At 52.0% G+C, this 24,356-nt stretch carries 22 protein-coding genes; 12 read left to right on the plus strand and 10 right to left on the minus strand.

Annotated elements, in window-relative coordinates; genetic code table 11:
- Positions 1 to 45: 45 nt before the first annotated feature.
- Positions 46 to 366, minus strand: a complete 321-nt coding sequence (locus ACP158_RS10980) for a hypothetical protein (protein WP_424946167.1) — start codon at positions 364 to 366, stop codon at positions 46 to 48.
- Positions 367 to 807: 441 nt separating this feature from the next.
- On the opposite strand from ACP158_RS10980, the gene aceE reads away from it, so the two are divergent.
- The 8 genes from aceE (at position 808) to ACP158_RS11020 (ending at position 12,921) form a co-directional block, all read left to right on the plus strand.
- Positions 808 to 3,495: a pyruvate dehydrogenase (acetyl-transferring), homodimeric type gene (aceE, locus tag ACP158_RS10985; RefSeq protein ID WP_424946168.1), complete on the plus strand. Its 2,688-nt coding sequence runs from the start codon at positions 808 to 810 to the stop codon at positions 3,493 to 3,495.
- A gap of 9 nt (positions 3,496 to 3,504) precedes the next feature.
- Positions 3,505 to 4,875: a dihydrolipoyllysine-residue acetyltransferase gene (gene aceF, locus ACP158_RS10990; protein WP_424946169.1), complete on the plus strand. Its 1,371-nt coding sequence runs from the start codon at positions 3,505 to 3,507 to the stop codon at positions 4,873 to 4,875.
- Between the two features lie 47 nt (positions 4,876 to 4,922).
- On the plus strand, positions 4,923 to 6,665 hold the full coding sequence (gene lpdA, locus ACP158_RS10995; protein WP_424946170.1) for a dihydrolipoyl dehydrogenase: 1,743 nt from the start codon (positions 4,923 to 4,925) through the stop codon (positions 6,663 to 6,665).
- Between the two features lie 38 nt (positions 6,666 to 6,703).
- Positions 6,704 to 9,046, plus strand: coding sequence for an efflux RND transporter permease subunit (locus tag ACP158_RS11000; RefSeq protein WP_424946171.1), 2,343 nt, complete (start codon positions 6,704 to 6,706; stop codon positions 9,044 to 9,046).
- 218 nt (positions 9,047 to 9,264) lie between these two features.
- Positions 9,265 to 9,495, plus strand: a complete 231-nt coding sequence (locus tag ACP158_RS11005; protein WP_424946172.1) for a hypothetical protein — start codon at positions 9,265 to 9,267, stop codon at positions 9,493 to 9,495.
- A gap of 479 nt (positions 9,496 to 9,974) precedes the next feature.
- The gene (locus ACP158_RS11010; protein ID WP_424946173.1) at positions 9,975 to 10,793 is read left to right on the plus strand and encodes an outer membrane lipoprotein-sorting protein; all 819 of its coding nucleotides are present in this window, start codon (positions 9,975 to 9,977) and stop codon (positions 10,791 to 10,793) included.
- 14 nt (positions 10,794 to 10,807) lie between these two features.
- Positions 10,808 to 12,019: a hypothetical protein gene (locus ACP158_RS11015; RefSeq protein ID WP_424946174.1), complete on the plus strand. Its 1,212-nt coding sequence runs from the start codon at positions 10,808 to 10,810 to the stop codon at positions 12,017 to 12,019.
- Between the two features lie 104 nt (positions 12,020 to 12,123).
- Entirely contained in the window at positions 12,124 to 12,921 is a 798-nt protein-coding gene (locus ACP158_RS11020) for a phytanoyl-CoA dioxygenase family protein (RefSeq protein WP_424946175.1), read from the plus strand.
- A 6-nt stretch (positions 12,922 to 12,927) separates the two neighbouring features.
- On the opposite strand, the gene recO is transcribed toward ACP158_RS11020, so the two are convergent.
- From recO to lepA, 5 genes are all read right to left on the minus strand, one after another.
- On the minus strand, positions 12,928 to 13,743 hold the full coding sequence (gene recO / locus ACP158_RS11025) for a DNA repair protein RecO (protein WP_424946176.1): 816 nt from the start codon (positions 13,741 to 13,743) through the stop codon (positions 12,928 to 12,930).
- Entirely contained in the window at positions 13,692 to 14,636 is a 945-nt protein-coding gene (gene era / locus ACP158_RS11030; RefSeq protein ID WP_424946177.1) for a GTPase Era, read from the minus strand. The genes recO and era overlap by 52 nt, the downstream gene beginning before the upstream one ends.
- Before the next feature lie 13 nt (positions 14,637 to 14,649).
- On the minus strand, positions 14,650 to 15,336 hold the full coding sequence (gene rnc / locus ACP158_RS11035) for a ribonuclease III (RefSeq protein WP_424946178.1): 687 nt from the start codon (positions 15,334 to 15,336) through the stop codon (positions 14,650 to 14,652).
- A 14-nt stretch (positions 15,337 to 15,350) separates the two neighbouring features.
- Positions 15,351 to 16,166 (minus strand): signal peptidase I, encoded by an 816-nt coding sequence (gene lepB, locus ACP158_RS11040; protein ID WP_424946179.1) that lies wholly within the window; start codon positions 16,164 to 16,166, stop codon positions 15,351 to 15,353.
- Positions 16,167 to 16,232: 66 nt separating this feature from the next.
- Positions 16,233 to 18,056 carry a translation elongation factor 4 gene (lepA, locus tag ACP158_RS11045; RefSeq protein ID WP_424946180.1) on the minus strand — a complete coding sequence of 608 codons (1,824 nt, stop codon included), beginning with the start codon at positions 18,054 to 18,056 and terminating at the stop codon, positions 16,233 to 16,235.
- A gap of 338 nt (positions 18,057 to 18,394) precedes the next feature.
- Between lepA and ppc the strand changes: the two genes are divergently transcribed.
- Positions 18,395 to 21,103, plus strand: a complete 2,709-nt coding sequence (ppc, locus tag ACP158_RS11050) for a phosphoenolpyruvate carboxylase (protein WP_424948453.1) — start codon at positions 18,395 to 18,397, stop codon at positions 21,101 to 21,103.
- A 111-nt stretch (positions 21,104 to 21,214) separates the two neighbouring features.
- Positions 21,215 to 21,445, plus strand: coding sequence for a hypothetical protein (locus ACP158_RS11055; protein ID WP_424946181.1), 231 nt, complete (start codon positions 21,215 to 21,217; stop codon positions 21,443 to 21,445).
- Here ACP158_RS11055 and ACP158_RS11060 read toward each other — a convergent pair.
- The 3 genes from ACP158_RS11060 to ACP158_RS11070 all read right to left on the minus strand — a co-directional run bounded on the left by ACP158_RS11060 (position 21,431) and on the right by ACP158_RS11070 (position 22,095).
- A complete protein-coding gene (locus tag ACP158_RS11060) occupies positions 21,431 to 21,697 on the minus strand; it encodes a hypothetical protein (RefSeq protein ID WP_424946182.1) in 267 nt (88 codons plus the stop codon). The two genes, ACP158_RS11055 and ACP158_RS11060, sit on opposite strands and share 15 nt — an antisense overlap.
- Before the next feature lie 31 nt (positions 21,698 to 21,728).
- Positions 21,729 to 21,860: a hypothetical protein gene (locus tag ACP158_RS11065; RefSeq protein ID WP_424946183.1), complete on the minus strand. Its 132-nt coding sequence runs from the start codon at positions 21,858 to 21,860 to the stop codon at positions 21,729 to 21,731.
- Positions 21,861 to 21,942: 82 nt separating this feature from the next.
- On the minus strand, positions 21,943 to 22,095 hold the full coding sequence (locus tag ACP158_RS11070) for a hypothetical protein (protein WP_424946184.1): 153 nt from the start codon (positions 22,093 to 22,095) through the stop codon (positions 21,943 to 21,945).
- Between the two features lie 499 nt (positions 22,096 to 22,594).
- Between ACP158_RS11070 and ACP158_RS11075 the strand changes: the two genes are divergently transcribed.
- Entirely contained in the window at positions 22,595 to 22,822 is a 228-nt protein-coding gene (locus ACP158_RS11075; protein WP_424946185.1) for a hypothetical protein, read from the plus strand.
- Positions 22,823 to 23,109: 287 nt separating this feature from the next.
- Here the strand turns inward: ACP158_RS11075 and ACP158_RS11080 are convergent, their stop codons facing one another.
- A complete protein-coding gene (locus tag ACP158_RS11080) occupies positions 23,110 to 23,568 on the minus strand; it encodes a transposase (RefSeq protein WP_424946186.1) in 459 nt (152 codons plus the stop codon).
- Positions 23,569 to 23,760: 192 nt separating this feature from the next.
- Here ACP158_RS11080 and ACP158_RS11085 point away from each other — a divergent pair, with 192 nt between their 5' ends.
- Positions 23,761 to 24,318, plus strand: a complete 558-nt coding sequence (locus ACP158_RS11085; protein WP_424946187.1) for an integrase core domain-containing protein — start codon at positions 23,761 to 23,763, stop codon at positions 24,316 to 24,318.
- Positions 24,319 to 24,356 lie beyond the last annotated feature (38 nt).

Consider the following 24,356-nt stretch of genomic DNA (forward strand, 5'->3'; position numbering starts at 1 on the left):
GCGTAGCGGGACACATCACCGACGTGGTGTGGTGTGGCGACGCGGTCACGGTGGTGCGGCTAAAGCCGCGCAGGTCTTACTGGATTCCTGCTTCCGCAGGAATGACGGCGGGGGTGGCGAAGGCGGTGACGGCGTAACACCACCGCCGTTGGCATCGTCACCGTCGTCTCGACCGCGACGACAACCGCGACCGCCGCCGTGGTCGGCCGATTTTTGCTCCTGCAAAATCGGCACTTCCGCCATCCCTGGCGGTCGTGTCCCACTGCGCGGTACGAATGTTTCACTGGATTGCGCGTATCGTCCCTGATACGCGTTCTGGCGAACTCGCTGCGCTCGCGAAAAATCGCTCCTGGCGATTTTTTCCAACTCCTGTTTTCACAGGGGTGACGTTCTTTAGTTGGAATGACGACGGGGGGTGTGAAGGGCGGGAATGACGGCGGCCTAGCGTCCCCGCCCGTCATTATCGGGCTTGACCCGATAATCCAGTGAAAAACCCAGCGGCGGCAGCCGCTGACATTACCTGGCAGCGGGGCCGGCGCTCGCTCAACTGCGGGCCGGTTTTGCTTCTGCCAAACCTCGCCTGCCGCAGCCGGTCATGCTCATCCGTCATTTTCGCATGTGTTCACTCATGCGCTGACAGTATTGTAATGGCGGGAAGAGGTGCCAACGGTTTCTGAACTTACGCCGGCGGTCTTAATGCGGGCGGCGGCATCTATCCGATATTGAACTTTTGTCGATTTTTGAGGTATTTCAAATTGATGTTACACTGCCACTCATATTTAATAAAACTAACAATGTATAGGGTTTATGTCCAGTAACGAGACGCACACCGACACCGATGCGACCGAAACCAGTGAATGGCTTGATGCGCTTTCGTCGGTCATCGAAACACAGGGGCACGAACGCGCGCATTTCTTGATTGAATCGCTTATTGATACGGCGCGTCGGTCTGGCGCCCATATCCCGTATCGAGCCAATACTGCTTATTTAAATACTATCCCGGTTCATCAGGAACAGCCCAGTCCTGGGGATCACGGCCTGGAAAGGCGAATTCGCGCGCTGATTCGCTGGAATGCGATGGCCATGGTGGTCAGAGCGAACCGCATCTCGTCCGAGTTGGGCGGACACATTGCCAGTTTTGCGTCTGCCGCCACTCTTTATGACGTTGGATTTAATCATTTCTGGCGGGCCAGCGTGTCTGGACAAGACGGTGCCGAACATTTGGGCGATATGCTGTTTATTCAGGGACATTCTGCGCCGGGAATTTATGCACGCGCCTATCTGGAACGACGGTTGAACAAAGAAGATCTGAGATTATTTCGCCAAGAAGTGGATGGCGCTGGTCTGTCCTCCTACCCCCACCCCTGGTTGATGCCGGACTTCTGGCAATTTCCCACGGTCTCTATGGGGCTCGGTCCGATTATGGCGATCTATCAGGCGCGTTATATGAAGTATTTGCATAATCGTGGATTGATTGACGCCAAGGATCGGAAGGTATGGGCATTTCTTGGTGATGGCGAAATGGATGAACCTGAATCCACCGGTGCGCTTGCGATTGCTGGCCGGGAAAACCTGGACAACCTGATTTTTGTAGTCAACTGCAACCTGCAACGGCTGGATGGGCCGGTGCGCGGCAATGGAAAAATTATTCAGGAGTTGGAACGCGATTTCCGTGGTGCTGGCTGGAATGTGATCAAGGTAATTTGGGGAGGGTATTGGGACAAATTGTTACAGCGCGACGACAAAGGATTACTCAAGCAACGTATGGAGGAAGCGGTTGATGGCGAGTATCAAGCTTTTAAAGCCAATGACGGTGCCTATGTGCGGGAAAAATTCTTTGGTGCCAACCCTGAATTAAAAGCAATGGTCGCCAATATGACCGACGACGATATTTGGCGGTTGAATCGGGGCGGACACGACCCGCATAAAATCTACGCCGCCTATCATGTCGCAACCCGGCATAGCGGTCAGCCAACAGTGATTCTGGCGAAAACCGTAAAAGGTTATGGCATGGGTGAAGCCGGCGAGGGGCAGAACACCACGCACCAACAAAAGAAAATGGGGGAAGAATCCCTGCTGGCATTTCGCGATCGTTTTAATATTCCCTTGACCGATGAAGAAGTCGCCAAAGCGCCGTTTTATCGCCCGGAAAAAGACTCGGCAGAGACCCAATACTTACTGGCTCATCGAGAAAAATTAGGCGGATTTCTACCGGCACGCCGAAGTCTGAGCGCGCCAGCACTTAAATTGCCGGCGCTGTCAATTTTTAAATCTCAGTTGGAGGGCACCGGTGCTCGAGAAATTTCCACCACCATGTCATTCGTGCGCATCCTCTCCGCTCTGGTGCGAAACAAGGAACTTAAAAATATTATTGTTCCAATCATCCCCGATGAATCACGCACCTTTGGCATGGAGGGCATGTTTCGGCAATTGGGAATTTATTCTCCCAAAGGGCAGTTATATGAGCCGGTGGATTCCGAGCAGTTGATGTTTTACCGCGAAGATAAAAATGGGCAAGTGCTGCAGGAGGGCATCAATGAAGCGGGCGCCATGTCATCGTGGATTGCGGCCGGCACGGCCTATAGCAATCATGATATATACACCATCCCGTTTTACATTCTCTATTCCATGTTCGGCTTTCAGCGTATCGGTGATTTATGTTGGGCCGCTGGCGATAGCAGAGCGCGCGGATTCATCATGGGCGGCACCGCCGGGCGAACCACGCTGGCGGGTGAAGGTCTGCAACACCAGGACGGGCATAGCTTAATCCTGGCGGCAACGGTGCCCAATTGTATTTCCTACGATCCGACTTATTGCTACGAGTTGGCAGTCATCATCCACGATGGTATGCGGCGCATGTATCAGCAGCAGGAAAGCGTTTATTACTACATTACCGTAATGAATGAAAACTACACCCACCCTGAAATGCCAAAAAATGCTAATGAGGGCATTCTGCGCGGCATGTATTTACTCAAGCAGGTGGGTAAAAAGAAAAATAAAAACAAAGTGCAATTGCTGGGCAGCGGCACCATATTAAGGGAGGTCGAAGCTGCCGCACAAATGCTGGATACAGAATTTAGCATTAGCGCGGACCTTTGGAGCGTGACCAGTTTCAATGAATTAACCCGTAACGGGCAGGATGTGGAGCGTTACAATCGGCTGCATCCCGATGAAAATCCGAAACAAAATTATGTGGAAATGTGCTTGGGAAACACCGAAGGCCCGGTGATTGCCGCAACCGATTATATGCGATTGTATGCCGAGCAAATTCGCGCCTTCGTGCCGCGCCAGTATTATGTGCTGGGCACCGACGGTTACGGCCGCAGCGACACCCGCCAGCAGTTGCGAAAATTCTTTGAGGTGGATCGTCATCATGTGACGGTGTGTGCATTGAAAGCGCTGGCCGACCAGGAAGCCGTAACCAATCAACAAGTTGAACAAGCCATCGCCAAGTATGGCATCGACCCGGAAAAACCCAACCCGGTAACGGTGTGATAAAAATCAATGGCTGAAGTAAAGGTTCCAGATATTGGTGATTTCGATGCGGTTGAAATCATTGAAATTTTGGTGAATATTGGGGATACGGTTGCCGCAGAAGACCCGTTGCTGACCCTGGAAAGCGACAAGGCGACCATGGACATTCCGGCGCCGGGCAAGGGTACCATCACCGCTATTAGTGTTGCCGTTGGCGATAGCGTATCCGAAGGCATGGTGATCATGCACATTGATACTGTCGGCGATACTGTCGGCGAAGTTGCTGACCCAGCACTTCAAAAGCAGGAAGCTCAAAAGCCAGCCGAAAAAGAAGTCCAAACAGCCGACATTAAACAACCCGCTAATGCGGTTGTGGAAACGCTGGTAACTCAAGTACATTCTCCGGCACACTCCCCGGCTTCCATCTCGCCCGCTGCAATGGAAAAATCCGACGGCGCACTTCATTCCAATCGGCTACATTCCAACCCGCCTCATGCCAGCCCGGGGGTACGCAGGTTTGCCAGAGAACTTGGTGCAGATTTAGGTCAAATCGGCGGTAGCGGGCCGAAAGCGCGCATCCTTAAACAGGATGTCATCGCCTGGGTTAAATCATGCGTCAAACAAAAACTCTCATCGCCAACCCCCGCCAGTGAAACCACCGGCGCTGGAATCCCGCCCATACCTGAAGTCGATTTCTCCCAGTTTGGAGAAATTGAAACCATTAAGTTATCCCGGATTAAAAAATTATCCGGTCCCCACCTGCAACGCGCTTGGTTAAATATTCCGCATGTTACGCATCATGATGAAGCCGATATTACCGAACTCGAGCAGTTTAGAAAGTCGTTAAAAAACGAAGCGGAAAAAGACGGCATACGAATCACATTGCTGTCATTCGTAATGAAAGCAATGGTTGGCGCGCTAAAAAAATATCCGAATGTCAATGCATCCCTTGCGGTCAACGGCGAGGAACTAATATTAAAAAAATATTACAACATCGGCATAGCGGTGGACACACCCAATGGACTTGTAGTCCCGGTAGTCCAGGATGTCGATCGAAAAAGTGTTTTTGATTTGGCGCGAGAGATGGCCGACATTAGCCAACGATCGCGCGCCGGGAAACTAAAACCTGATGACCTTAAAGGCGGATGCATCAGTATTTCCAGTTTGGGCGGCATTGGCGGAAGCGCTTTTACACCTATCGTCAACGCGCCGGAAGTCGCTATCCTCGGCGTCTCAAGGGCGAAGATGATGCCGCTGTGGAATGGAGAATCATTCGACCCCCGACTAATCTTGCCGCTGGATTTATCTTACGATCATCGCGTCATTGATGGGGCGGAAGCGGCCAGATTTGTCGCCTATCTCACTCAATCTTTTGGGGATGTCCGCAGACTATCTCTGTAAGCCCTGTCTCTATAAGATAAGTGCCAATTTGTTAGCAGCCCTTATTTATGACCAATCTGATTGAAATTAAAACTCCTGATTTGGGCGAGTTTGAAAACGTCCCCATCATCGAAATTTTTGTACAAGTTGGTGATGTCATAGCGACAGACGACCCTCTGGTCGCCATAGAAAGCGATAAAGCCACAATGGAAATCCCCGCCAGCCATAGCGGTGTCATTAAGGAAATGAAAATTGCGGTCGGCGATGCAATTTCCTCCGGTCAAGTCTTGCTCGTGGTCGAGTCGCGCGGCACCAGCGTGACGAAAAAAGTCGCGGATGAAATCGCCGATGAAGTCGCCGTGACGAAAGAAGTCGCACCCAAAACCGCGAAAGGGAATGGCGATAAGCATGCCGCGTTGGTGGTATTGGGCTCGGGACCAGGTGGCTACACCGCCGCATTCCGCGCCGCGGATTTGGGGCTTGATGTTATCTTGATCGAGCGCCATGAAAATCTCGGCGGGGTTTGTCTCAACGTGGGCTGCATCCCGTCCAAAGCGCTGTTGCATGTCGCAAAAGTGGTCACCGATGCCGCCGATGCCAAAGCCATTGGACTTGACTTTGCACCGCCCACGGTGGACCTCAAGCAAACGCTTAAATGGAAAAACGGCATTGTCAATCAGTTGACGCAAGGGCTGGCGGGTTTGGCCAAAAAACGCAAAGTCACGGTGATTCATGGCTTGGGGCAATTCATAAGTCCAAACAGGATTGAAGTCGCTTCCAACTCGGGCGCTGAAACCGTCTCCTTTGAACAGGCCATTATCGCGGCCGGCTCGCAACCGATTGAAATACCGGGCTTCCCCCATGCTGATCCAAGGTTGCTGGATTCAACCAGCGCATTGGCGCTGGACGACATCCCTGAAAGGCTGCTGATTGTCGGCGGCGGCATCATTGGCCTGGAAATGGCGACCGTATATCATGCGCTGGGCAGCAAAATCAGCGTCGTGGAAATGCTGGCTGGACTGATGGCCGGCGCCGATGCGGACTTGGTGCGGCCGTTGCAAAAACGCATCAAGCACCAGTACGAAAACATTTGGCTAAAGACCAAAGTCACGCAGATGAAAGCGCTGAAAAATGGCATCAAAGTCAGTTTTGAAGGCGACCAAGCGCCGGAGAATGAAACCTTTGGCAAGGTGCTGGTGTCGGTTGGCAGAACGCCCAATGGCAATAGAATAAATGCACAAGCGGCCGGTGTCAGCGTTTCAGAGCATGGATTTATCGCGGTTAATGATCAACAACAAACCAATATTCCGCATATCTTTGCCATTGGCGATATAGTGGGTCAGCCCATGCTAGCGCACAAAGCGGTGCATGAGGGCAAGGTCGCTGCCGAAGTCGCGGCCGGACTGAACAGCGGGTTTGATGCCAGAGTGATTCCGAGCGTGGCTTATACCGATCCAGAGGTAGCATGGGTTGGTGTCACCGAAGCCGAAGCCAAAGCGCAAGGTCTGGACTATGGCAAAGGCGTTTTCCCCTGGGCCGCCAGCGGTCGATCTCTGTCTCAAGGCCGTCGCGACGGCGTGACCAAACTTCTTTTTGACAACCATACCCATAGAATCATTGGCGCCGGAATTACCGGCAGCAATGCTGGGGAACTTATCGCCGAAGCCACGCTCGCCATTGAGATGAATGCGGATGCTGCGGATATTGGATTGTCGATACACGCCCACCCTACCCTGGCCGAAACTTTGGGCTTGGCTGCGGAAGCGTTTGAAGGCACGATTACTGATTTGTATCTGCCGAAGAAAAAATAATTTGGGTCATGACCCTTATTTATTTCAGGTAATTTTCAATGGAGCAATTCGCAATCAAGTGGGGAAGTTGGGTCACCCGTAATCGAATCCTGACGCTGGCGCTTTCTTTGATGCTCGCCATGGCGGCCGCTTCCGGCGTTCAGTTTCTGGGATTCACCAATGATTATCGCGTGTTTTTTTCTGGTGATGATCCGCATTTGCTGGCCTTTGAAAACCTGCAAAGCACCTATACAAAAAACGATAATGTTTTATTTGTTATCGCGCCTGATGATGGCAAGGTGTTCACCCGCGATACGCTGGCGGCGATTTCGCAGTTGACCGATCGCGCTTGGCAGACGCCGTTTTCGATCAGGGTGGATTCGCTGTCAAACTATCAGCACACCGAGGCGCAAGGCGATGACCTGATAGTGGCCGATTTGTATGAAGACGCCGACTCCCTGAGCGCTGCCGACCTGGCGCACATTCGCGCCATCGCGGTCAACGAGCCTTTCCTGGTGCATCGCCTGATCTCCGCGGATGCTCATGTTGCCGCCATTAATATTACGGTCGAGACCCCAGGAATTGATGAAGCCACCGAAGGCCCCCAGGTTGTTGAGCATGTTCGGGCGATGCGAAGTTATGCCGAGCAAGCCTATCCAAACCTGAACATTTACCTGACCGGCATCATGATGATGAACCAGGCCTTTCCGGAAGCCTCGTTATACGACATGACCCATCTGGTGCCGGCCGCTTTCGCCCTCATCCTGTTTCTTGTATTCCTGCAGTTAAGGGGATTTAGCGGCACGCTGGCGACCTTCATCACCATCGCGCTTTCCATCGTCTCGGCAATGGGCATGGCCGGCTGGATGGGCATTAAACTGACCCCGCCGTCGATGTCCGCACCCACAATTATTCTGACCTTGGCGGTCGCGGACTGTGTGCATGTCCTGGCCAACTGGCTGCAGAAATACCGCGGCGGGATGGACAAGATCACGTCCATGGCGGAAAGCCTGAGAATCAATTTCAGCCCGGTCTTGCTGACCTCGGTGACCACCGCCATCGGCTTCCTGTCCCTGAATTTTAGTGATGCCCCGCCGTTCGGCGACCTCGGCAACATCGCCGCAATGGGCGTTTTGTTTGCCTGGTTCTACGCTATGACGCTATTGCCTGCTCTGGTTACGTTACTGCCTGCAAGTACCAGGAAGGGCCGGGCTTACGGCGGTGAAATAATGAACACGTTTTCAGGCTGGGTGATTCGCCGGCGCGCTATGCTGATGCCAGTGGTCAGTTTAGTGATTGTTGGCTTGGTATTGTGGATTCCAAAAAACCAGTTAAATGATATTTTCGTCAACTACTTCGATGAGCGCATCGAGTTTCGCACCGACACCGATTTCGTTGTGGACAATCTGACTGGCATGTATTTCATCGATTATTCACTGAATGCCGGGCAGTCCGGCGCAATTTCTGAACCGCGCTACCTGCAACAGGTGCAACAATTCACCGACTGGCTGCGGCGGCAGCCCGAGGTCATTCATGTCAATACCGTGACCGATGTGTTCAAGCGCATCAACAAAAGTATGCATGGCGATGATCCATTCTGGTACGCGTTGCCGGAACAACGCGAAATGGCGGCGCAGTATCTGCTGCTGTACGAACTGTCCCTGCCCTATGGCTTGGACTTGAACAATCAAATCGATATCGATAAACAACGCACACGGCTGAGCGCCACGCTTAAAACCTTGTCCACAACGAATACCCTGGCTTTCGAGCAGCGGGTAAGTCTTTGGCTGCAGCAGAACACGCCGGAAATTCACACCATCGGCGCCAGCCCAACCATCATGTTTTCCCATATCGGCATGCGCAACATTATCAGTATGTTAGGCGGCACCGCGTTCGCGCTGGTGGCAATATCGTTGTTGCTGATGCTGGCGTTCGGCTCGGTGCGGTATGGCTTGCTGACCTTGCTGCCCAATATCGCCCCGGCGGCGATGGCGTTCGGACTGTGGGGCATCGTGGACGCCGAAATAGGTTTGGGTTTGTCGGTTGTTACGGCAATGACGCTCGGCATCGTGGTCGACGACACCATCCACTTCATGAGCAAATACTTGCGCGCGCGCCGCGACCAAGGTCTGGATGCAATCGAAGCGGTTGGTTACGCATTTTCGACCGTGGGCATTCCGTTATGGATTACCTCGGTGGCATTGGCCGCCGGCTTTTTGGTGTTAGCAACTTCTTCGTTTACGTTGAATGCGGAGATGGGCTTGTTGGTCGCTATCGTGATCATGTTCGCCCTGATCGTTGATTTCCTGTTGCTGCCGACCTTGCTGATTCGATTCGATCGATGGTTGATTGGCGCAACGCGGAAAAATTCAGAAATCGAGGCCACCGCCCAGTCGGCATAAATTAAGGTTCAAGATACTTTAAGCGGTCGATTTCGGATAGATTTTAGCAGATATTGACACCTGTTTTCGTGGCGCATATTGAAGCGAAACTCACACTCTTTCAAAGGAGTCCGGCTACGCCGGACGACATATTTTAACTGGATTCCCGCCTGCGGCGAGAATGACGGGCTGGGGGGACAATGGTGAATCGGAAGGCAATGAGTCCTTTTGAGAGGACAATGGTAAATAATTGTCACGCAAAGCGTGACACAACCGGCGGCTACGCCACTCTGGATTCCCGCCTGCCGGCGAGAATGACAAATGAGGGTCGTCATTGCCCGGCCCATATTATTATTGGCCGGGCAATCCAGTGGAATATGCCGTCCGGCGTAGCCGGACTCATTTGCGGCGTAGCCGCCGGTTTGTGTCTGGCAAAGCCGGATGCCAATAAAGAGTCACGCTACGCGTGACAGATATTTAACTGGATTTGCGCGTATCATCCCTGATACGCGCCCTTCGGGCTCGCTTCGCTCGCGAAAAATCGCTCCCAGCGGTTTTTTCCGCCTTCGGCGAGAATGACGGCAGGGAGGGCGATTCTTTCCGCCTGCCGGCGAGAATGACGGCCGAGAGGGCGGCGCTAAAACACCGCCGGAAAGGAACAAAACGGGCAATGAATTAGTGAACACATACGCTCGCATTGCCCGGCGATGTGTTGTCTGATTTGAGTATACAATCGGCTGGTCGCCGGGCCAGAGATGCCGGTGTTTTGTGCGACTTTGCAAGCCTCGATATCAAGGCAAAACAGCCGTGGAATCGCCCTGAATTTATTCTCCGAAATTCGGCAGCGAATGACATGCTTGTTTTTAATTTATAGAACAATTCGTTATGACCATTTCACTATACCTTAAAGTATCTTGAACCTAAATTAATTCATTCCAAAGGAGGAAAAATGCCTTTCGTCAAAGTTATCGTAAAAACTGTCATGGTTGCTCAGCTGGGTTTCCTGACGCTGTTTGGCCTGGCGTTTAATCCGGCGTTCGCTCAGACTGCCGAGCAACTCGGCACCGAAATTGCCATTGCCGCCGACCAGCGCGATAGCGGTTGGAAGCATATGAGTGCCGATATGGAAATGATTCTGCGCAACCGCGCCGGCCGGGAAAGCCACCGCAGGATCACCAATCGCCAACTGGAGGTCAGCGGTGATGGCGATAAATCGCTGTCTCTGTTCAAACAGCCCAAGGACGTGGCCGGGACCGCTATGCTGACCTTCTCGCATGGTCTGGCGCCGGATGACCAGTGGCTGTTCCTGCCCTCGATCAAGCGCGTCAAACGCATTTCGTCCAAGAACAAATCCGGCCCGTTCATGGGCAGCGAATTCGCTTTTGAAGACCTCGGCTCGCAGGAAATAGAAAAATACACCTACAAACTGTTGCGCGAAGAAGCGTGCGGCGCGGGCTATCAATGCTATGTTATCGAGCGCATTCCGCAATACGAAAATTCCGCGTATACGCGCCAGATCACCTGGGTCGACAAGGCGCAGTATCGCAACATTAAGGTCGAGTTTTATGACCGCAAGGATGCGCTGCTGAAGACCTTGGAGATGATCGGCTTCAAGCAATACGCCGGCGGTTACTGGCGCGCCGACCGGTTCGAGATGACCAATCACCAGACCGGCAAGAGCACTCGCTTGAACTGGAGCAATTATGATTTTGAGACGCCGCTGGATGCACTGGACTTTAGCCAAAACGCGCTGAAGCGATTGTTGTAACGCGACCACTTTTTATGCACACATCCATCCGGCTGGCATCGTCGGCGGTGGCGTTTATGTTGTTGCTCGGCGCACCCATCGCACACGGCATTGAATCCAGTTACATCCTGGAGGTCGAGGCGCGCGGCTATACCGGCGCAGATAGCGATTCGGCGCGCTTCGACAGCAATTTTGCAGTCAGTATCAAGCCCGAATTCAAGCACAGTTTCAACGGCGGCGACACGATATTCACGTTCACGTCTTTTGGCCGATGGGACAATAAAGACCAGGCACGGCGGCATACCGATATTCGCGAACTCAATGTGGTGCACGTGGCTGGTAACTGGGAAACCCTGGCCGGCGTGAGCAAGGTGTTCTGGGGAGTCGCGGAATCCAGTCATCTGGTGGACGTGATCAACCAAACCGATTTCCTCGAGGGCATCGATGGCGAGGACAAGTTGGGCCAGCCGATGTTGCGACTGAGCCGCACCTTCGACCAAAGCGCATTGACATTGTTTGCCCTGCCGGGTTTTCGGGAACGGAAATTCCTGTCGCGTGAAAATCCCCTTGCCCTGCCCTTTGAAGTGCATAACCATCCTCAATACCAATCCGCTGACGGCGCTGATCACGTTGACTATGCGCTGCGTTTTAGCGGCTATCGCGGTATTGTTGACTATGGATTTTCCTGGTTTCGCGGCACTTCCCGCGATCCAATCTTCAATTGCGATAGTTGGCGGGTTCCCTTTTATGCGCAGATTGATCAATATGGACTCGATGTCCAGGCGACAAGCGGCGCCTGGCTGTGGAAACTCGAAGCCATTAGACGTGAATTTCGTCACCATATTGATTTTTGCGCGCAAGATTTCACCGCCGTGGTCGGCGGCTTCGAGTACAGTTTCTACGGTATGTCGGATGGGCTGTTCGACCTTGGGGCGCTGGCCGAATACCACCATGACAGTCGGGGTAATCGCATGGCGGTCGCTTTTCAGAACGACCTGTTCCTGGGACTGCGTTTAGGGTTTAACGATGCGCAAAGCTCCGAGGTTCTGGCCGGCGCATTGATTGACCTGGACGATCAAACATCCAGCTTCAGGATTGAAGCCAATCGCCGTGCCGGTAAATTTTTGTGGGCTGATGCACGTATCAGTTTAGAGGCTCAGGCATTTTCAAATGTCGCTGCCGACAACCTCAGTTTCAGCCTGCGTGACAGCGATTTTGTCCGTTTGTCTCTGGCGTTGTTTTTTTAATGTCGCGGCTTGCAATCTTGTGTACAATGCCTGATACAATATCAATCCGAGCGCCAAATGCGGTGGACTTATAGACTATTGACTAATCATGCGAGGATTCGCCCATGTCCATGACCATGACCCTGAAAAGCGACTATGACAAACTGGGTTTTTTGTCCCCGGTTGATGTGCTCAGCCAGAAACAAGCCCTGCGACATCGGCGATGCGTGCAGGATGCGGAGCGCCGCATCGGGCGGTTGCATTACCTGGCAAAGGTGCATACCATTTTGCGCTCGCCTTACCAACTGGCGACGCACCCCGCGGTGCTTGATGTGGTGGAGCAGATTCTGGGCGCGGATATCCTGCTGTACAACACCACTTATATCATCAAGGAAGCCAACACGCCGGCCTATGTCAGTTGGCATCAGGATCTCACTTACTGGGGGCTGGACGGCGCTGAGCAGGTATCGGTATGGCTGGCGTTGACGGTCGCCGACGAACAAAGCGGCTGCATGCGCATGATCCCCGGCAGCCATGTCAACGGCCAGATGGAACACGACATTTCGCATCCGGACGAAAATAATGTGCTGTTCCAAAGCCAACAGGTGCACGGCGTGAATGAACCAGATGCGATGCATTGCCCGCTTATGCCGGGTCAAGCCTCCTTTCATCACGGCTGGACTTTGCATTCCTCCCTGCCCAACCACAGCCATGACCGGCGCATCGGGCTCAACATTCAGTACATCGCGCCGCATGTGCGCCAGACCAAGTTGCCGGGCTATAGTGCGTTGTTGGTGCGCGGCACTGACCGGTTTCATTATTATGAAGAAGAAATTCCAGCGACCTGCGACCTCGACCCGGCAGCGTTAATCTGGCACGAGCAAAAAAATCAACTGCATTTCCGTATTGCCGGCAACGCTTGATTGTATTCAGCTTTTATCTGAAATCCGCGCCTGGTAGCGTTTCATTTCCCGCATCACCCGGCGCGATCTCAACTCTTTTCCATTTAACTGGATATCAATCAGCAACCGGGTAAGCCAGCGCGCCTGAGATCGATCATGAGCCGATTTAAATTCTTCATTTTGCAACGCGATTAGCGTGGCGCCGGAAATAATATTGCCGTGCTGCCGATTGGTTGCTATCGGGCCCTGCTGCGGAAAATATTGATAACGATGATCTGCTGCAATGGGTTCTCCGCTTTCAACGTCATGGTCGAGCACCAGCCCAAAGCCAATTTCCTGAAGCAAGTATTTTTCAAATACGCGCAACACCGTATTTGGATTTTTTTTATCCGATAATTCAAAAACCGCCTTATCGTATTTATCATACAGCGCTGCATGAGGATCATGGCGGTGCAGCAATTTTAGAATGAGTTCGTTTATGTAGTAGCCGCAAGCGACTCTGGAAGCATCCAGTTGCGGACAGAAGCCGGTTTGCTCGATTGAAGTCAAAATGGGCAACTCACCCTTTCCGGTCCAACTTAGCAGCAATGGCTTAAAGGATAAAAACAACCCCTGAACCTGAGATTTTTTGGTTCGACAACCTTTTGCAATTAACGTCAGCCTGCCAAAATTCCGAGTGAATATTTGAACCAATAAGCTGCTTTCCCGATAAGACTGGCGATGCAGTATGTAGCCGGATTGTTGATTGACCTTCACGGGGCGGCTGGCTTCAGGTTCGCTACGGCAGGCCGCTAGTTTTCGGTGTATCCAAGAGCATGCAGTAGCGCGGCTTTGTCGGCCCATCCTTGCTTCACTTTTACCCAGAGGCTCAGATAAACTTTTTTATTAAACGACCTTTCCATCTGCTTGCGCGCATTCATGCCAATAGTTTTAAGTTGTTGCCCCTGCTTGCCGATCACGATGGCTTTTTGTCCGATTTTTTCTACCCAAATCACAATATCAATACACAGAACGCCCCGCTCATTGGTTTCAAATTTATCGACTGCAGTCGCGATGGCATAAGGCAACTCCTGGCCGAGCGTCATGAATATTTGCTCCCTGACCAATTCCGCAGCCAGGAACCGTTCGGAACGATCGGCAATCCGATCCTCTGGAAACCCGGCCGGGCCGGCCGGCAGATGTCGGGATACCGTTTTTAGGAAATCATTTATGGGTTCCAGTTTGAGCGCCGAAATGGGCACGATTTCGACAAAATCGTGCCGGTTTTTCGATTCCTGAATCAGGGGCAATAACCGGGATTTGTCTTTAAGCCGATCAATTTTATTGATGAGCAAAATAATCGGCGTGTTTTTTGATTTGGCATGTCTGAAAACCGCGGACCGGGATTCCGACCAGCCTTTATAGTCAATCATAAATAAGATCACATCCGCGTCGGACATACTGCTGATGGCCGTTTTATTGATTACTTTACTTAATGTTTTTCGCTGGGTTTTTCGCTGGGTTTTTTGCCGGGTTTTTTGCTGGCTTTTTTGCAGCTCGCCGTGCAGTCCCGGGGTATCAACAAATGCAATCTGGAATTCGGGCAGCGTTTTAATGCCTAAAATTCTATGCCGCGTGGTCTGCGGCCGTCTGGAAACAATGGATATTTTTTGGCCAATAATTCGGTTCAGCAGTGTGGACTTGCCGACGTTTGGCGGGCCCGCCAATGTTGCGAATCCAAAACGATGCTGAGCCATGATCATTGACCGGTTATTGGTTTAAGGCTTCGACTGCAAGCGCAGCCGCGCTTTGCTCCGCTTTTTTTCGGCTATTGCCGGTCGCAATAAACGCCGATTCAATGCCTGGAACTGTGCACGACACCGTGAAAGTCAAGCGATGGGCTTGGCCGGACTGCTCGATGACCTGATAGACTGGCAGCGGTAATTCCTGCTTTTGCAGGACTTCCTGTAACAATGTTTTGCTGTCTTTCAGTTCAGCGGGCTTGATGGTCTCGAGCAGCTCTTGGTATAATTTTTCCAACACATGTTTTACCGCCGACATTCCGCCATCCAGATAAAGCGCACCCACCACCGCCTCAAAGGCATCGGACAAAATAGAATCCCGATTGCAACCACCGCTTTTTACCTCCCCGCTGCCCATGATCAAATGCGCCTGAAAATCCAACTCTCTTGCCAGGCTTGACAATGTTTTTTGACACACCAGCGCGGCGCGCATTTTGGTTAAATCCCCTTCGGGCAGTTCCGGGAACCGATGATAGAGAAACTCCGCGATGACATACCCAAGGATGCTGTCCCCTAAGTATTCCAGACGCTCGTTGTTCGGGCTGCCCACGCTGCGATGCGACAACGCTTGCGCCAATATGCCTGTATCCTTGAATTTATACCTTAAGTTTTTTTCTAGAGCCAGGGGTTCGCTCGCGGCTGAATCACTGGACATGCCACTCACTAAAATCACTCAATGAAATCGCCGATTCGACTCCATTCCACGCCGCCGCCGCTCAGGCCTTTCCAACTGAACCAGATGAAAAAGGCGCGCCCCACCACATTCTCTTCGGGCACAAAGCGCCAGTATCTGCTGTCATTGCTGTGGTCGCGGTTGTCGCCCATTACAAAATAGTGGCCCGGGGGGACAATCACCCGTTCCAAGTTCCGCGACCTGCGGGAGCTGTCCAGCAGAATTTTATGAGTGGCGCCGTCTATGGTTTCAATGAATTGATCCGCGGATTGCCCCTTGAGCCGCACTTGCGTGTACGCGTACTTACCGTCATCCTCAGCCTCAATCGGCTGCCCATTGATTGAAAGTCGCTTGTCTTTATAAGTGAGGATGTCGCCCGGCAGTCCGATCACGCGCTTGATAAAATTCAATTTTGGATCAATCGGATACCTGAATACCATCACGTCTCCCCGTTTCGGGCTGCTGACCGATAATATTTTTTTATTGATAATCGGCAATCGAATGCCGTAGGAAAACTTGTTGACTAAAATAAAATCTCCAATATGCAAACTCGGCAGCATTGAGCCGGACGGAATCCTGAATGGTTCAACGATAAAAGATCGAAGTACAAACACGACCAGTATCACCGGAAACAAAGCCCTGGCGTATTCAACAATAATCGGCTCTGACCTTATTGCCTTTCCTTCGGCGTCCAGCCCTCCTGTATCCAAACCGGGCGCAACGCTGTTTTTCCGTTTGGAGAAAATTTTGTGCAACAGGATAATGCTGCCGGTCACCAGCAGTGCAATAAATAAAATAATCGAAAAATCCACAGATCACGCCCGAAAGTCAAAAGAGGTTAAATAGTTAATCTGAATATTAATTGTTTCATGGTGCAGTCAGTCTCGCTCTATCTGCAAAATGGATAAAAAAGCTTCTTGAGGGATGGCAACGGAGCCAATTTGTTTCATTCTTTTCTTGCCGGCTTTTTGTTTTTCCAGCAATTTGCGTTTTCTGGTGATGTCGCCACCGTAACATTTTGCGGTTACATTTTTCCGTAATGCCTTGACCGTTTCTCGAGAGATGATTTTAGCGCCAATGGCAGCCTGGATGGCGACATCAAACATTTGCCTGGGAATCAGTTTTCTCATTCGCGACACCAATTCCCGGGCGCGATGCTGGCTTTGCGCTTTATGCACTAATACCGACAGCGGCGCAACTTTCTCGCCATTAATGAGTATATCCACCTTAACCATATCAGCCGGGCGGCTTTCAATAAACTCATAATCCAGCGACCCATAACCGCGACTAACGGATTTTAGATGATCGAAGAAATCCACCACCACCTCATTCAATGGCATTTCAAATTCCAGCATCACCTGACGACCATGGTAATGGATATTTTTCTGAATGCCGCGTCTTTCAACACACAGCGAAATGACCGCGCCCACGTAGTCATGCGGCACCAGAATCCGCGCGCTCAAATAAGGCTCCTTGATTAACTCAATTTTCGACCGCTCCGGTAAATCCGCCGGATTATCAATAAACAGCACTTCGCCATTGTTCTGAAGTATCTCATAAACGACCGTCGGCGAGGTGGTAATCAGTTCAATCTGATACTCCCGCTCCAGGCGTTCCTGCACTATTTCCATATGCAACATGCCTAAAAATCCGCACCTGAATCCAAACCCCAGAGCCTGCGAGGATTCAGGCGCAAACACCAACGAGGCGTCGTTCAAACTCAGCTTATCCAAGGCCACCCTGAATGCCGCGAAATCAGCATTGTTAATCGGATACAGTCCTGCAAACACGGTCGGCTTGATTTTTTTAAAGCCCGGCAATGGCTGCTCGGCAGGCTGATTGGTTAAGGTTACGGTGTCGCCGACGCGCGCTGATTTAATCTCTTTCAACCCCGCGATCAAATAACCCACATTCCCGGCCGACAGTTTTTCAACATGACACGGCTTAGGTGTGAACACGCCAATATTTTCGACCTGATAATCCCGCATCGTTGACATCATTTTTATCCGCGTGCGCCCGGCATTCAAGACCCCCTCCATAATCCGAATCAAGGAAACCACGCCAAGATAATTGTCAAACCAGGTATCAATGATCAGCGCGCGCAACGGCGCGCTTTCGCTACCACGCGGCGGCGGCAACAGGGTCACTATTTGCTCAAGCACACCCTCTACGCCCTGCCCGGTTTTCGCGCTCACCGACAAGGCGGCATGACTATCAAGTCCAATGACATCCTCGATTTCCTGAAGCACGCGCTCGGGCTCGGCTGCGGGCAAGTCAATTTTGTTAAGCACCGGGATGACGGTTAATCCAAGGTCCACCGCGGTATAACAATTAGCCACAGTCTGGGCTTCAACGCCTTGCGCGGCATCGACCACTAGCAAAGCACCTTCACAAGCGGTCAATGATCGCGACACTTCATACGAAAAATCCACATGGCCGGGGGTATCGATCAGGTTGAGTTGATAGACCTGCCCATCGTTTGCCTGGTATTGCAGGGCGACGCTTTGCGCTTTTATGGTGATGCCGCGTTCGCGCTCCAATTCCATTGAATCAAGAACCTGCTCCTTCATTTCGCGCTGCTCCAAGCCGCCGCAAAGCTGAATGAATCGATCGGCCAAGGTGGATTTGCCATGATCAACATGCGCGATGATGGAAAAATTTCTAATCCTGGAGGGATGGGGAATGAAGTGGCGCCCAGACATGGCTACACGGCTTGCAAAGAGGCTAAAAATAAATAGAACATGATAAAGAACATGGCGGAATGTTGGAATCAGGCTGCGGATAACGGGCTAATGTAGCCACGGCATAGCGTATTAAAAGTGTGCGGATTTTACCCTTTCCCCCAGACAAGTTGCATATTAATTGATGGCCACGCTAATTTATATTGAATATCAGCCATTAAAAATTGTACTCGTATAAAATACGACCACTCTTTTGTCGATCATAAAAACTACCTTTGGAACATATCAATTCAAGCCAGGCCGAATCAAGTCGAGCCAAATCGAGACAGGCCAAATCAAATCAGGATCAACATGAAGCCTTGCGCGCCGATGTGCGACTGCTCGGCAATCTGCTCGGCGAAACAATTAAACAGCGGCATGGCGACAAGTTGTTCAACCTGATCGAGGAAGTGCGCGGCGTGGCCAAGCAAGCGCGCCGCGGCGATGCCGACCAAACTCAGAAACTGATCGAAATTTTATCTGGATTGAGACCGGTGCATCTTTTCAATCTTGCCCGCGCTTTCACCTTGTTTCTGAATCTTGCAAACATCGCCGAGCAACACCACCAAATACGTCAGCGGCGCGCCCTTGCGGCGCAAAAATATCGATTTACCGGCTGCACTGATGAACAATCGGCAACCACCCACCCCGGCGGGTTTCTGGAATCGGAACTGAGAAACTTAATCAATGCGAAGATAAAACCTGAAGATTTATACGAGCAAGTTTGCAAACTTAATATTGATCTCATACTAACCGCGCACCCGACCGAAATTTTGCGGCGCAGCGTGTCATCAAAATTTCAACGCATTGCCGGCTTGTTAGCCGAGCAGGATGGTCACGATCTATCGGACACCGAACGGTTTGAAATCAAACTTGGGCTACATCGCGCCATTGCCGAAGTGTGGGAGACCGATGAAATAAGGCGGCTGCGCCCAACGCCGGTGGATGAAGCAAAAACCGGGCTGGTTGCCATGGAACATTCCCTTTGGGATGTTGTGCCGCGCATTTTGCGCGAACTTGACCACGCCATGCGCAAGGTAACCGGAAAACGGCTGCCGCTGAAAGCCGTGCCCATTCGCTTTGGTTCGTGGATGGGCGGCGACCGCGATGGCAACCCCAATACCACGCCAACAATCACCGCTCAGGTTTGCGCGTTGTCGCGCTTGAAAGCCGCCGAAATGTTTTGGGCGGAAATCGATGCGTTGCGCCGCGACCTGTCGATGTCCAAATCCAACCAAGCATTGCGGCAGGTGGTCGGCGACCGGGTTTTGGAGCCCTATCGGGCGCTGCTTGACGGCGTGTTGAAAAAATTGGACGTAACCATAAAGCACCACGCGCGGGTGCTTGAGCGTTGCGCGGCGGAGGAAAAATCCGGCGCCGCGCGCGCGCCAAAAATCCGCCGCGATGCTGGCGACATCTACCAAGCCCGAGACGACCTGCAGCAGCCGCTGATGCTGTGTTACCAATCGCTGATTGATTGCGGCGATGAAATGATTGCCGATGGTCGGTTAACCGATATTCTGCGACGACTGGGCGCCTTCGGCCTGACCATGTTTAAATTGGACATACGTCAGGAAGCGGCGCGCCATGCCGAAACCCTGGACGCGATCACCCGGTTTTTAGGACTCGGCAGCTACGTTGAGTGGAACGAACAACAACGCCAGGAATTTTTATTGAAGGAACTGCAAAGCAACCGCCCGCTGATTGCCTCGACTTTCCCCGAAGCCGATGATGCCAGCGCACAAGTGAAAGAAGTGCTGACCACATTTCGAATGATTGCCGCGGAAAATCACCAATCCTTTGGCGCTTATGTCATCTCAATGGCAACCAGCCCGTCCGATATTCTCGCGGTGACATTGTTGCAAAAGGAATGTCGCATTAAGCACCCGTTGCGAGTCGTGCCGCTGTTTGAACGATTGGATGATCTGGAAGGTGCCGGTCAATGTATGGATACCCTGTTCCGCGACCCGTGGTACAAGCAATCCATAAACGGCAAACACGAAGTCATGATCGGTTATTCGGATTCCGCCAAAGACGCCGGTATTCTGTCCGCCTCCTGGGGGCTGTACCAGGCGCAGGAACAACTGGTCGAAGTATTTGCAAAACATGACATCGAACTGACTTTGTTTCACGGTCGCGGCGGCACCGTGGCGCGCGGCGGCGGGCCCGCCAAGGAAGCCATATTATCCCAGCCGCCGGGCTCCGTGAATGGCTCTATTCGCATCACCGAACAAGGGGAAGTCATCCAAGCCAAGTATGGCTTGCCGGGGATGGCAACGGAAACCTTGCAGGTTTATCTCGGCGCCGTGCTTGAAGCGACGCTGACACCGCCGCCCAAACCCAAAAAGCAATGGCGCCGACAAATGACCGAACTGTCCGGGGAAGCCGTCGGCGAATTTCATAGCATCGTCCGGCATCATGACGACTTTGTCGAGTACTTTCGGCAAGCCACCCCGCAACAGGAAATTGGCAATCTAAAAATCGGCAGCCGACCGGCGCGCAGACGCGCCGGCGGCGGCATACAATATTTGCGCGCTATTCCCTGGATATTCGCCTGGACGCAAACGCGGCTACTTCTGCCCGCATGGTTAGGCGTCGGCGGCGCATTACAGCAGGCCGTGGATAACGGCAACAAGGATACCTTAATGGAAATGGAACAGCATTGGCCCTTTTTCAAGACCACGTTGAATGCCATCGAAATGGTGTTTTCAAAGTCAAACCCGAATATTTCCGCGATCTACGACGAACGCCTGGTGCGCAAGGAACTCCAGTATTTCGGTCAAACCTTGCGCGAAAAATTTCACCAAACCGTTGGGCTGTTGCTGGATATTACCCAACACAAAATACCGCTCGAAAACGTACCCGTGGTGCGCCAGTCGGTTGATGTCAGAAACACTTATATGGTGCCGCTAAACCTGTTGCAGGTTGAACTGCTGGCGCGGCTAAGAGAGCAAGACGATGACAAGACCCTGGATGCGCTATTAGTCACCATCAACGGCATTGCCGCAGGCATGCGAAATACCGGATAGGGACAACTTGACCGGTGCGGTCTCATACACATCCGAGACTGTGGGCTGATAAAAAATCGGGTTCAAGATACTATAAAGGTGCTTATAATGTGCTAAACCCCAATAGTATCAATGAAAAACCGATACATAAAGCATTCAAGAATATCAGAGGCAACATTCAGGGCGATTCCACGGCTGTTTTGCCTTGATATCGAGGCTTGCAAAGTCGCTCAAATCACTGGCATCTCTGGCCCGGCGACCAGCCGATTGTATACTCAAATCAGACAACGCATCGCCGGGCAATGCGAGCGTATGTGTTCACTGATTCATTGCCCGTTTTGTTCCTTTTCAGCGGTGTTTTAGCACCGCCCTCTCGGCCGTCATTCTCGCATCGAACGGCGCGGCTACGCCGCAAATGAGTCCGGCTACGCCGGACGGCATATTCCACTGGATTGCCCGACCAATAATAATATGGGCCGGGCAATGACGAATGATAGGTAATAGTGAATTGAGAGGACAAAGGCGCGTTGAGACGCCAATGGCACACGAGAGAAAATGTCCGGCTGCGCCAGAGCACGTTTTAGTGTCACGCTTTGCATGACAATTATTTACCATTGGCGTCTCAAAGAGAGTCACACTTTGCGATTCACCATTGTCCCCCCAACCCGTCATTCTCGCCGCAGGCGGGAATCCAGTTAAATATGTCGTCCGGCGTAGCCGGACTCCTTTGAAAGAGTGTGAGTTTCGCTTCAATATGCGCCACGAAAATGGGTGTCAATATCTGCTAAAATCTATCCGAAATCGACCGCTTAAAGTATCTTGAACCAAAAATCGGGTGGTCTGAGGTGAAATCCATTCACTTAAATCACCGCAACCCGATGACCACCCGATGCCGATGAAAAGCGAAACGTATCGCATCCTGTTGCAGTTGGGCGGTGTATGACCAAACCACCGCGTTGCCGATTCATGACATCCGGGTCGCTGGCGGTGAGTTCCGGGATGAATTTGAACAAGCTTGCTCGGCATTGGAGATACCGCTACCCGTAGCACAACTTCCCCGATGAAGGAAAGGTGAGATGCGGTCGCATTTTGGTTTTCCCGTCAATCAATATAAGGCGTTGCCATTATGAAATCCTGCACACCTCTCACCGGCCTTCAAAGATACCAGATTGCCAATGGATTGGGGTAAGGATATTCGCAACAAGCCATCGCTGATATTATCGGCGTGAGCAGTCGCACGATCAGCCGCGAGATGCACCGCATCCTAATCGGGTGTCGCGAGAGCAAGGCCCGGCGGTGGTCGAGCAAAGATCCAGGCTCGGCGATTGGGCGTTGGAAGGGTCTATGGGAAAAACAATACCGCCGTTATGCTGAGGTGGATCGGGTCTCGCGGTTTGTGTAGATTGACATCCTGCCCGATAGAACGGCGCGTGTGGTGGGTCAGTGGTTGGTCAGAAATCTTGCCCCCATCAAAGATCGGGGCCTCACGTTGAGCTCGGACAAGGGTAGCGAATGCACCGATCATGGGCGGTTGCCGGTGTCCTGAACAGCGATTGTTACTTCGCCCAGCCCTGTACGCCTTGCGAGTGCAGCAGCAATGAGAATACCCATGGACTGATACGACAGTATTTTCCCAAGACCTATGATCTTGCGACCATCAAGACCACGCAACTGGCACGGGTGCTGCCGTCATCAATGGCTGGCAACTCAACAACCGACCACGCAACTGTCTTAGCATGAAAACGCCAAATCAAGTGCTATTCGGCATACCCTCTGTTGCACTTAAGGGTTGAATCCACAGACTTATACAACCACTTGACAGGTAGCGATTGTGTATTCTAATGAGACTTTTGCATAATCCATAATCATTTCTCGTAATCTCACTTCTGACATTTTTCAGGGTCTTGACTCGTTAACACCCTAAAGATATTTCCAAAAAGCCTCGTTTTTCTTGAAAAACGCTCACAAACCAACCCGATTTACTTGCTTTGGTTGGTTGGGTTGCTGTTTTGCCTTTCCCCCGCCTTTTAGACGCAACACGCCGGTGAACTTCGCATTTGCTTGAAAATATTCATCCCGGTTTTAAGATTATGAGTCATCGCAATCAGTTGCGCTCTGCTTTTGTTTCTTTCCAGCCCAAGGCGTCTTGCCTGACCTAATCCGTGATGTTGTTTTAATAGCCCAAAGGTGCGCTCGACGATATAACGGATGCCTGAACGTTGCCTGTTTTGCTGTTTTTGTTGGTCGGTTAACGGTTTGTTTCTATAAGCCCGGTGCAGAACTTTATTGTTTTGCCGGCCCAGTTTCTGGTCGTTTTCCTGATTGGCATATGCGCTGTCCGCGTAAACTTGCCCATGGGTTTTGACCAGCAGTTTGTCCCTCTCTTGTGAGTCATGCACATTTGCCTGGCGTGAAGTGGTGGACGAAATCCGCCGCTTGCGTAAGGTCCGTCCGAATATCGGAAAACTCCCTTTGTCGGTGCTCATCAAAACCTGGTGCCAGACCCATAAATGTCCCCGCCCCAGTGTCTCCACTATCGGACGCATCATCGACCGTGAGCCCGATAAGATGCGCCACGCCCCGCTGCGGCTGGATCGCCGCGGACGCCACAAGCCACTGCGCCCAACCCGCAAAACACGCCGCCCCAAGGGCATCTCCACCGCCCCCATGGAGCAACCGTGGAGCGCGTCCGTGATGGCATCCGACGCTATATCTTCACCTTCATCGACCCCCGCTCGCGCTTCGCCTGGGTGTCCACCTCCCGTAGCAGCCGCCGCGCCGCACACGCCCTGCGCTCCCTCATCGCCCTGACCCCAACCACCATCCGATACATCCTCTCCGACAACGGCTCGGAGTTTATGAAAGACTTCGAAAGCGAACTCAAACGCAATCACATCACCCACTGGTGGACCTATCCGAGGTCGCCGAAAATGAACGCCCATTGTGAACGCTTCAACCGCACCATTCAGGAGAGTTTCGTCGACTACCACGAGGATTTACTGTTCACTGACCCGGATGCTTTTAACCGAGAACTGGCCGACTGGCTGGTGTTTTACAACACCGAACGACCTCACCAGGCATTGGCCCTGCTTTCTCCTATACAATCCCTGATGATTAACCAACCGGAGTGCCATATGTTATGGACCTATACATATCATGTTATATATTGCGAAGGGAGTATAGTATCGCCTGTCGCTCTAAGCGATATCCACGAGTGGATTAAGGAAAAAGAGTGATTTGATGTCAACCATCCTATCGACGTAACATTAATTTC

This window comes from Candidatus Spongiihabitans sp. (assembly GCF_965247905.1).
In the GTDB taxonomy this organism is placed as follows: domain Bacteria; phylum Pseudomonadota; class Gammaproteobacteria; order Arenicellales; family Poriferihabitantaceae; genus Spongiihabitans.

Coding starts and splice junctions, on each gene's coding strand:
- aceE (WP_424946168.1), top strand. CDS start 808: ATGTCCAGTAACGAGACGCACACCGACACCGATGCGACCGAAACCAGT.
- aceF (WP_424946169.1), top strand. CDS start 3,505: ATGGCTGAAGTAAAGGTTCCAGATATTGGTGATTTCGATGCGGTTGAA.
- lpdA (WP_424946170.1), top strand. CDS start 4,923: ATGACCAATCTGATTGAAATTAAAACTCCTGATTTGGGCGAGTTTGAA.
- ACP158_RS11000 (WP_424946171.1), top strand. CDS start 6,704: ATGGAGCAATTCGCAATCAAGTGGGGAAGTTGGGTCACCCGTAATCGA.
- ACP158_RS11005 (WP_424946172.1), top strand. CDS start 9,265: ATGGTAAATAATTGTCACGCAAAGCGTGACACAACCGGCGGCTACGCC.
- ACP158_RS11010 (WP_424946173.1), top strand. CDS start 9,975: ATGCCTTTCGTCAAAGTTATCGTAAAAACTGTCATGGTTGCTCAGCTG.
- ACP158_RS11015 (WP_424946174.1), top strand. CDS start 10,808: ATGCACACATCCATCCGGCTGGCATCGTCGGCGGTGGCGTTTATGTTG.
- ACP158_RS11020 (WP_424946175.1), top strand. CDS start 12,124: ATGTCCATGACCATGACCCTGAAAAGCGACTATGACAAACTGGGTTTT.
- recO (WP_424946176.1), bottom strand. CDS start 13,743: ATGGGCCGACAAAGCCGCGCTACTGCATGCTCTTGGATACACCGAAAA.
- era (WP_424946177.1), bottom strand. CDS start 14,636: ATGGCTCAGCATCGTTTTGGATTCGCAACATTGGCGGGCCCGCCAAAC.
- rnc (WP_424946178.1), bottom strand. CDS start 15,336: ATGTCCAGTGATTCAGCCGCGAGCGAACCCCTGGCTCTAGAAAAAAAC.
- lepA (WP_424946180.1), bottom strand. CDS start 18,056: ATGTCTGGGCGCCACTTCATTCCCCATCCCTCCAGGATTAGAAATTTT.
- ACP158_RS11055 (WP_424946181.1), top strand. CDS start 21,215: ATGAAAAACCGATACATAAAGCATTCAAGAATATCAGAGGCAACATTC.
- ACP158_RS11060 (WP_424946182.1), bottom strand. CDS start 21,697: ATGGTAAATAATTGTCATGCAAAGCGTGACACTAAAACGTGCTCTGGC.
- ACP158_RS11075 (WP_424946185.1), top strand. CDS start 22,595: ATGCACCGATCATGGGCGGTTGCCGGTGTCCTGAACAGCGATTGTTAC.
- ACP158_RS11080 (WP_424946186.1), bottom strand. CDS start 23,568: ATGAGCACCGACAAAGGGAGTTTTCCGATATTCGGACGGACCTTACGC.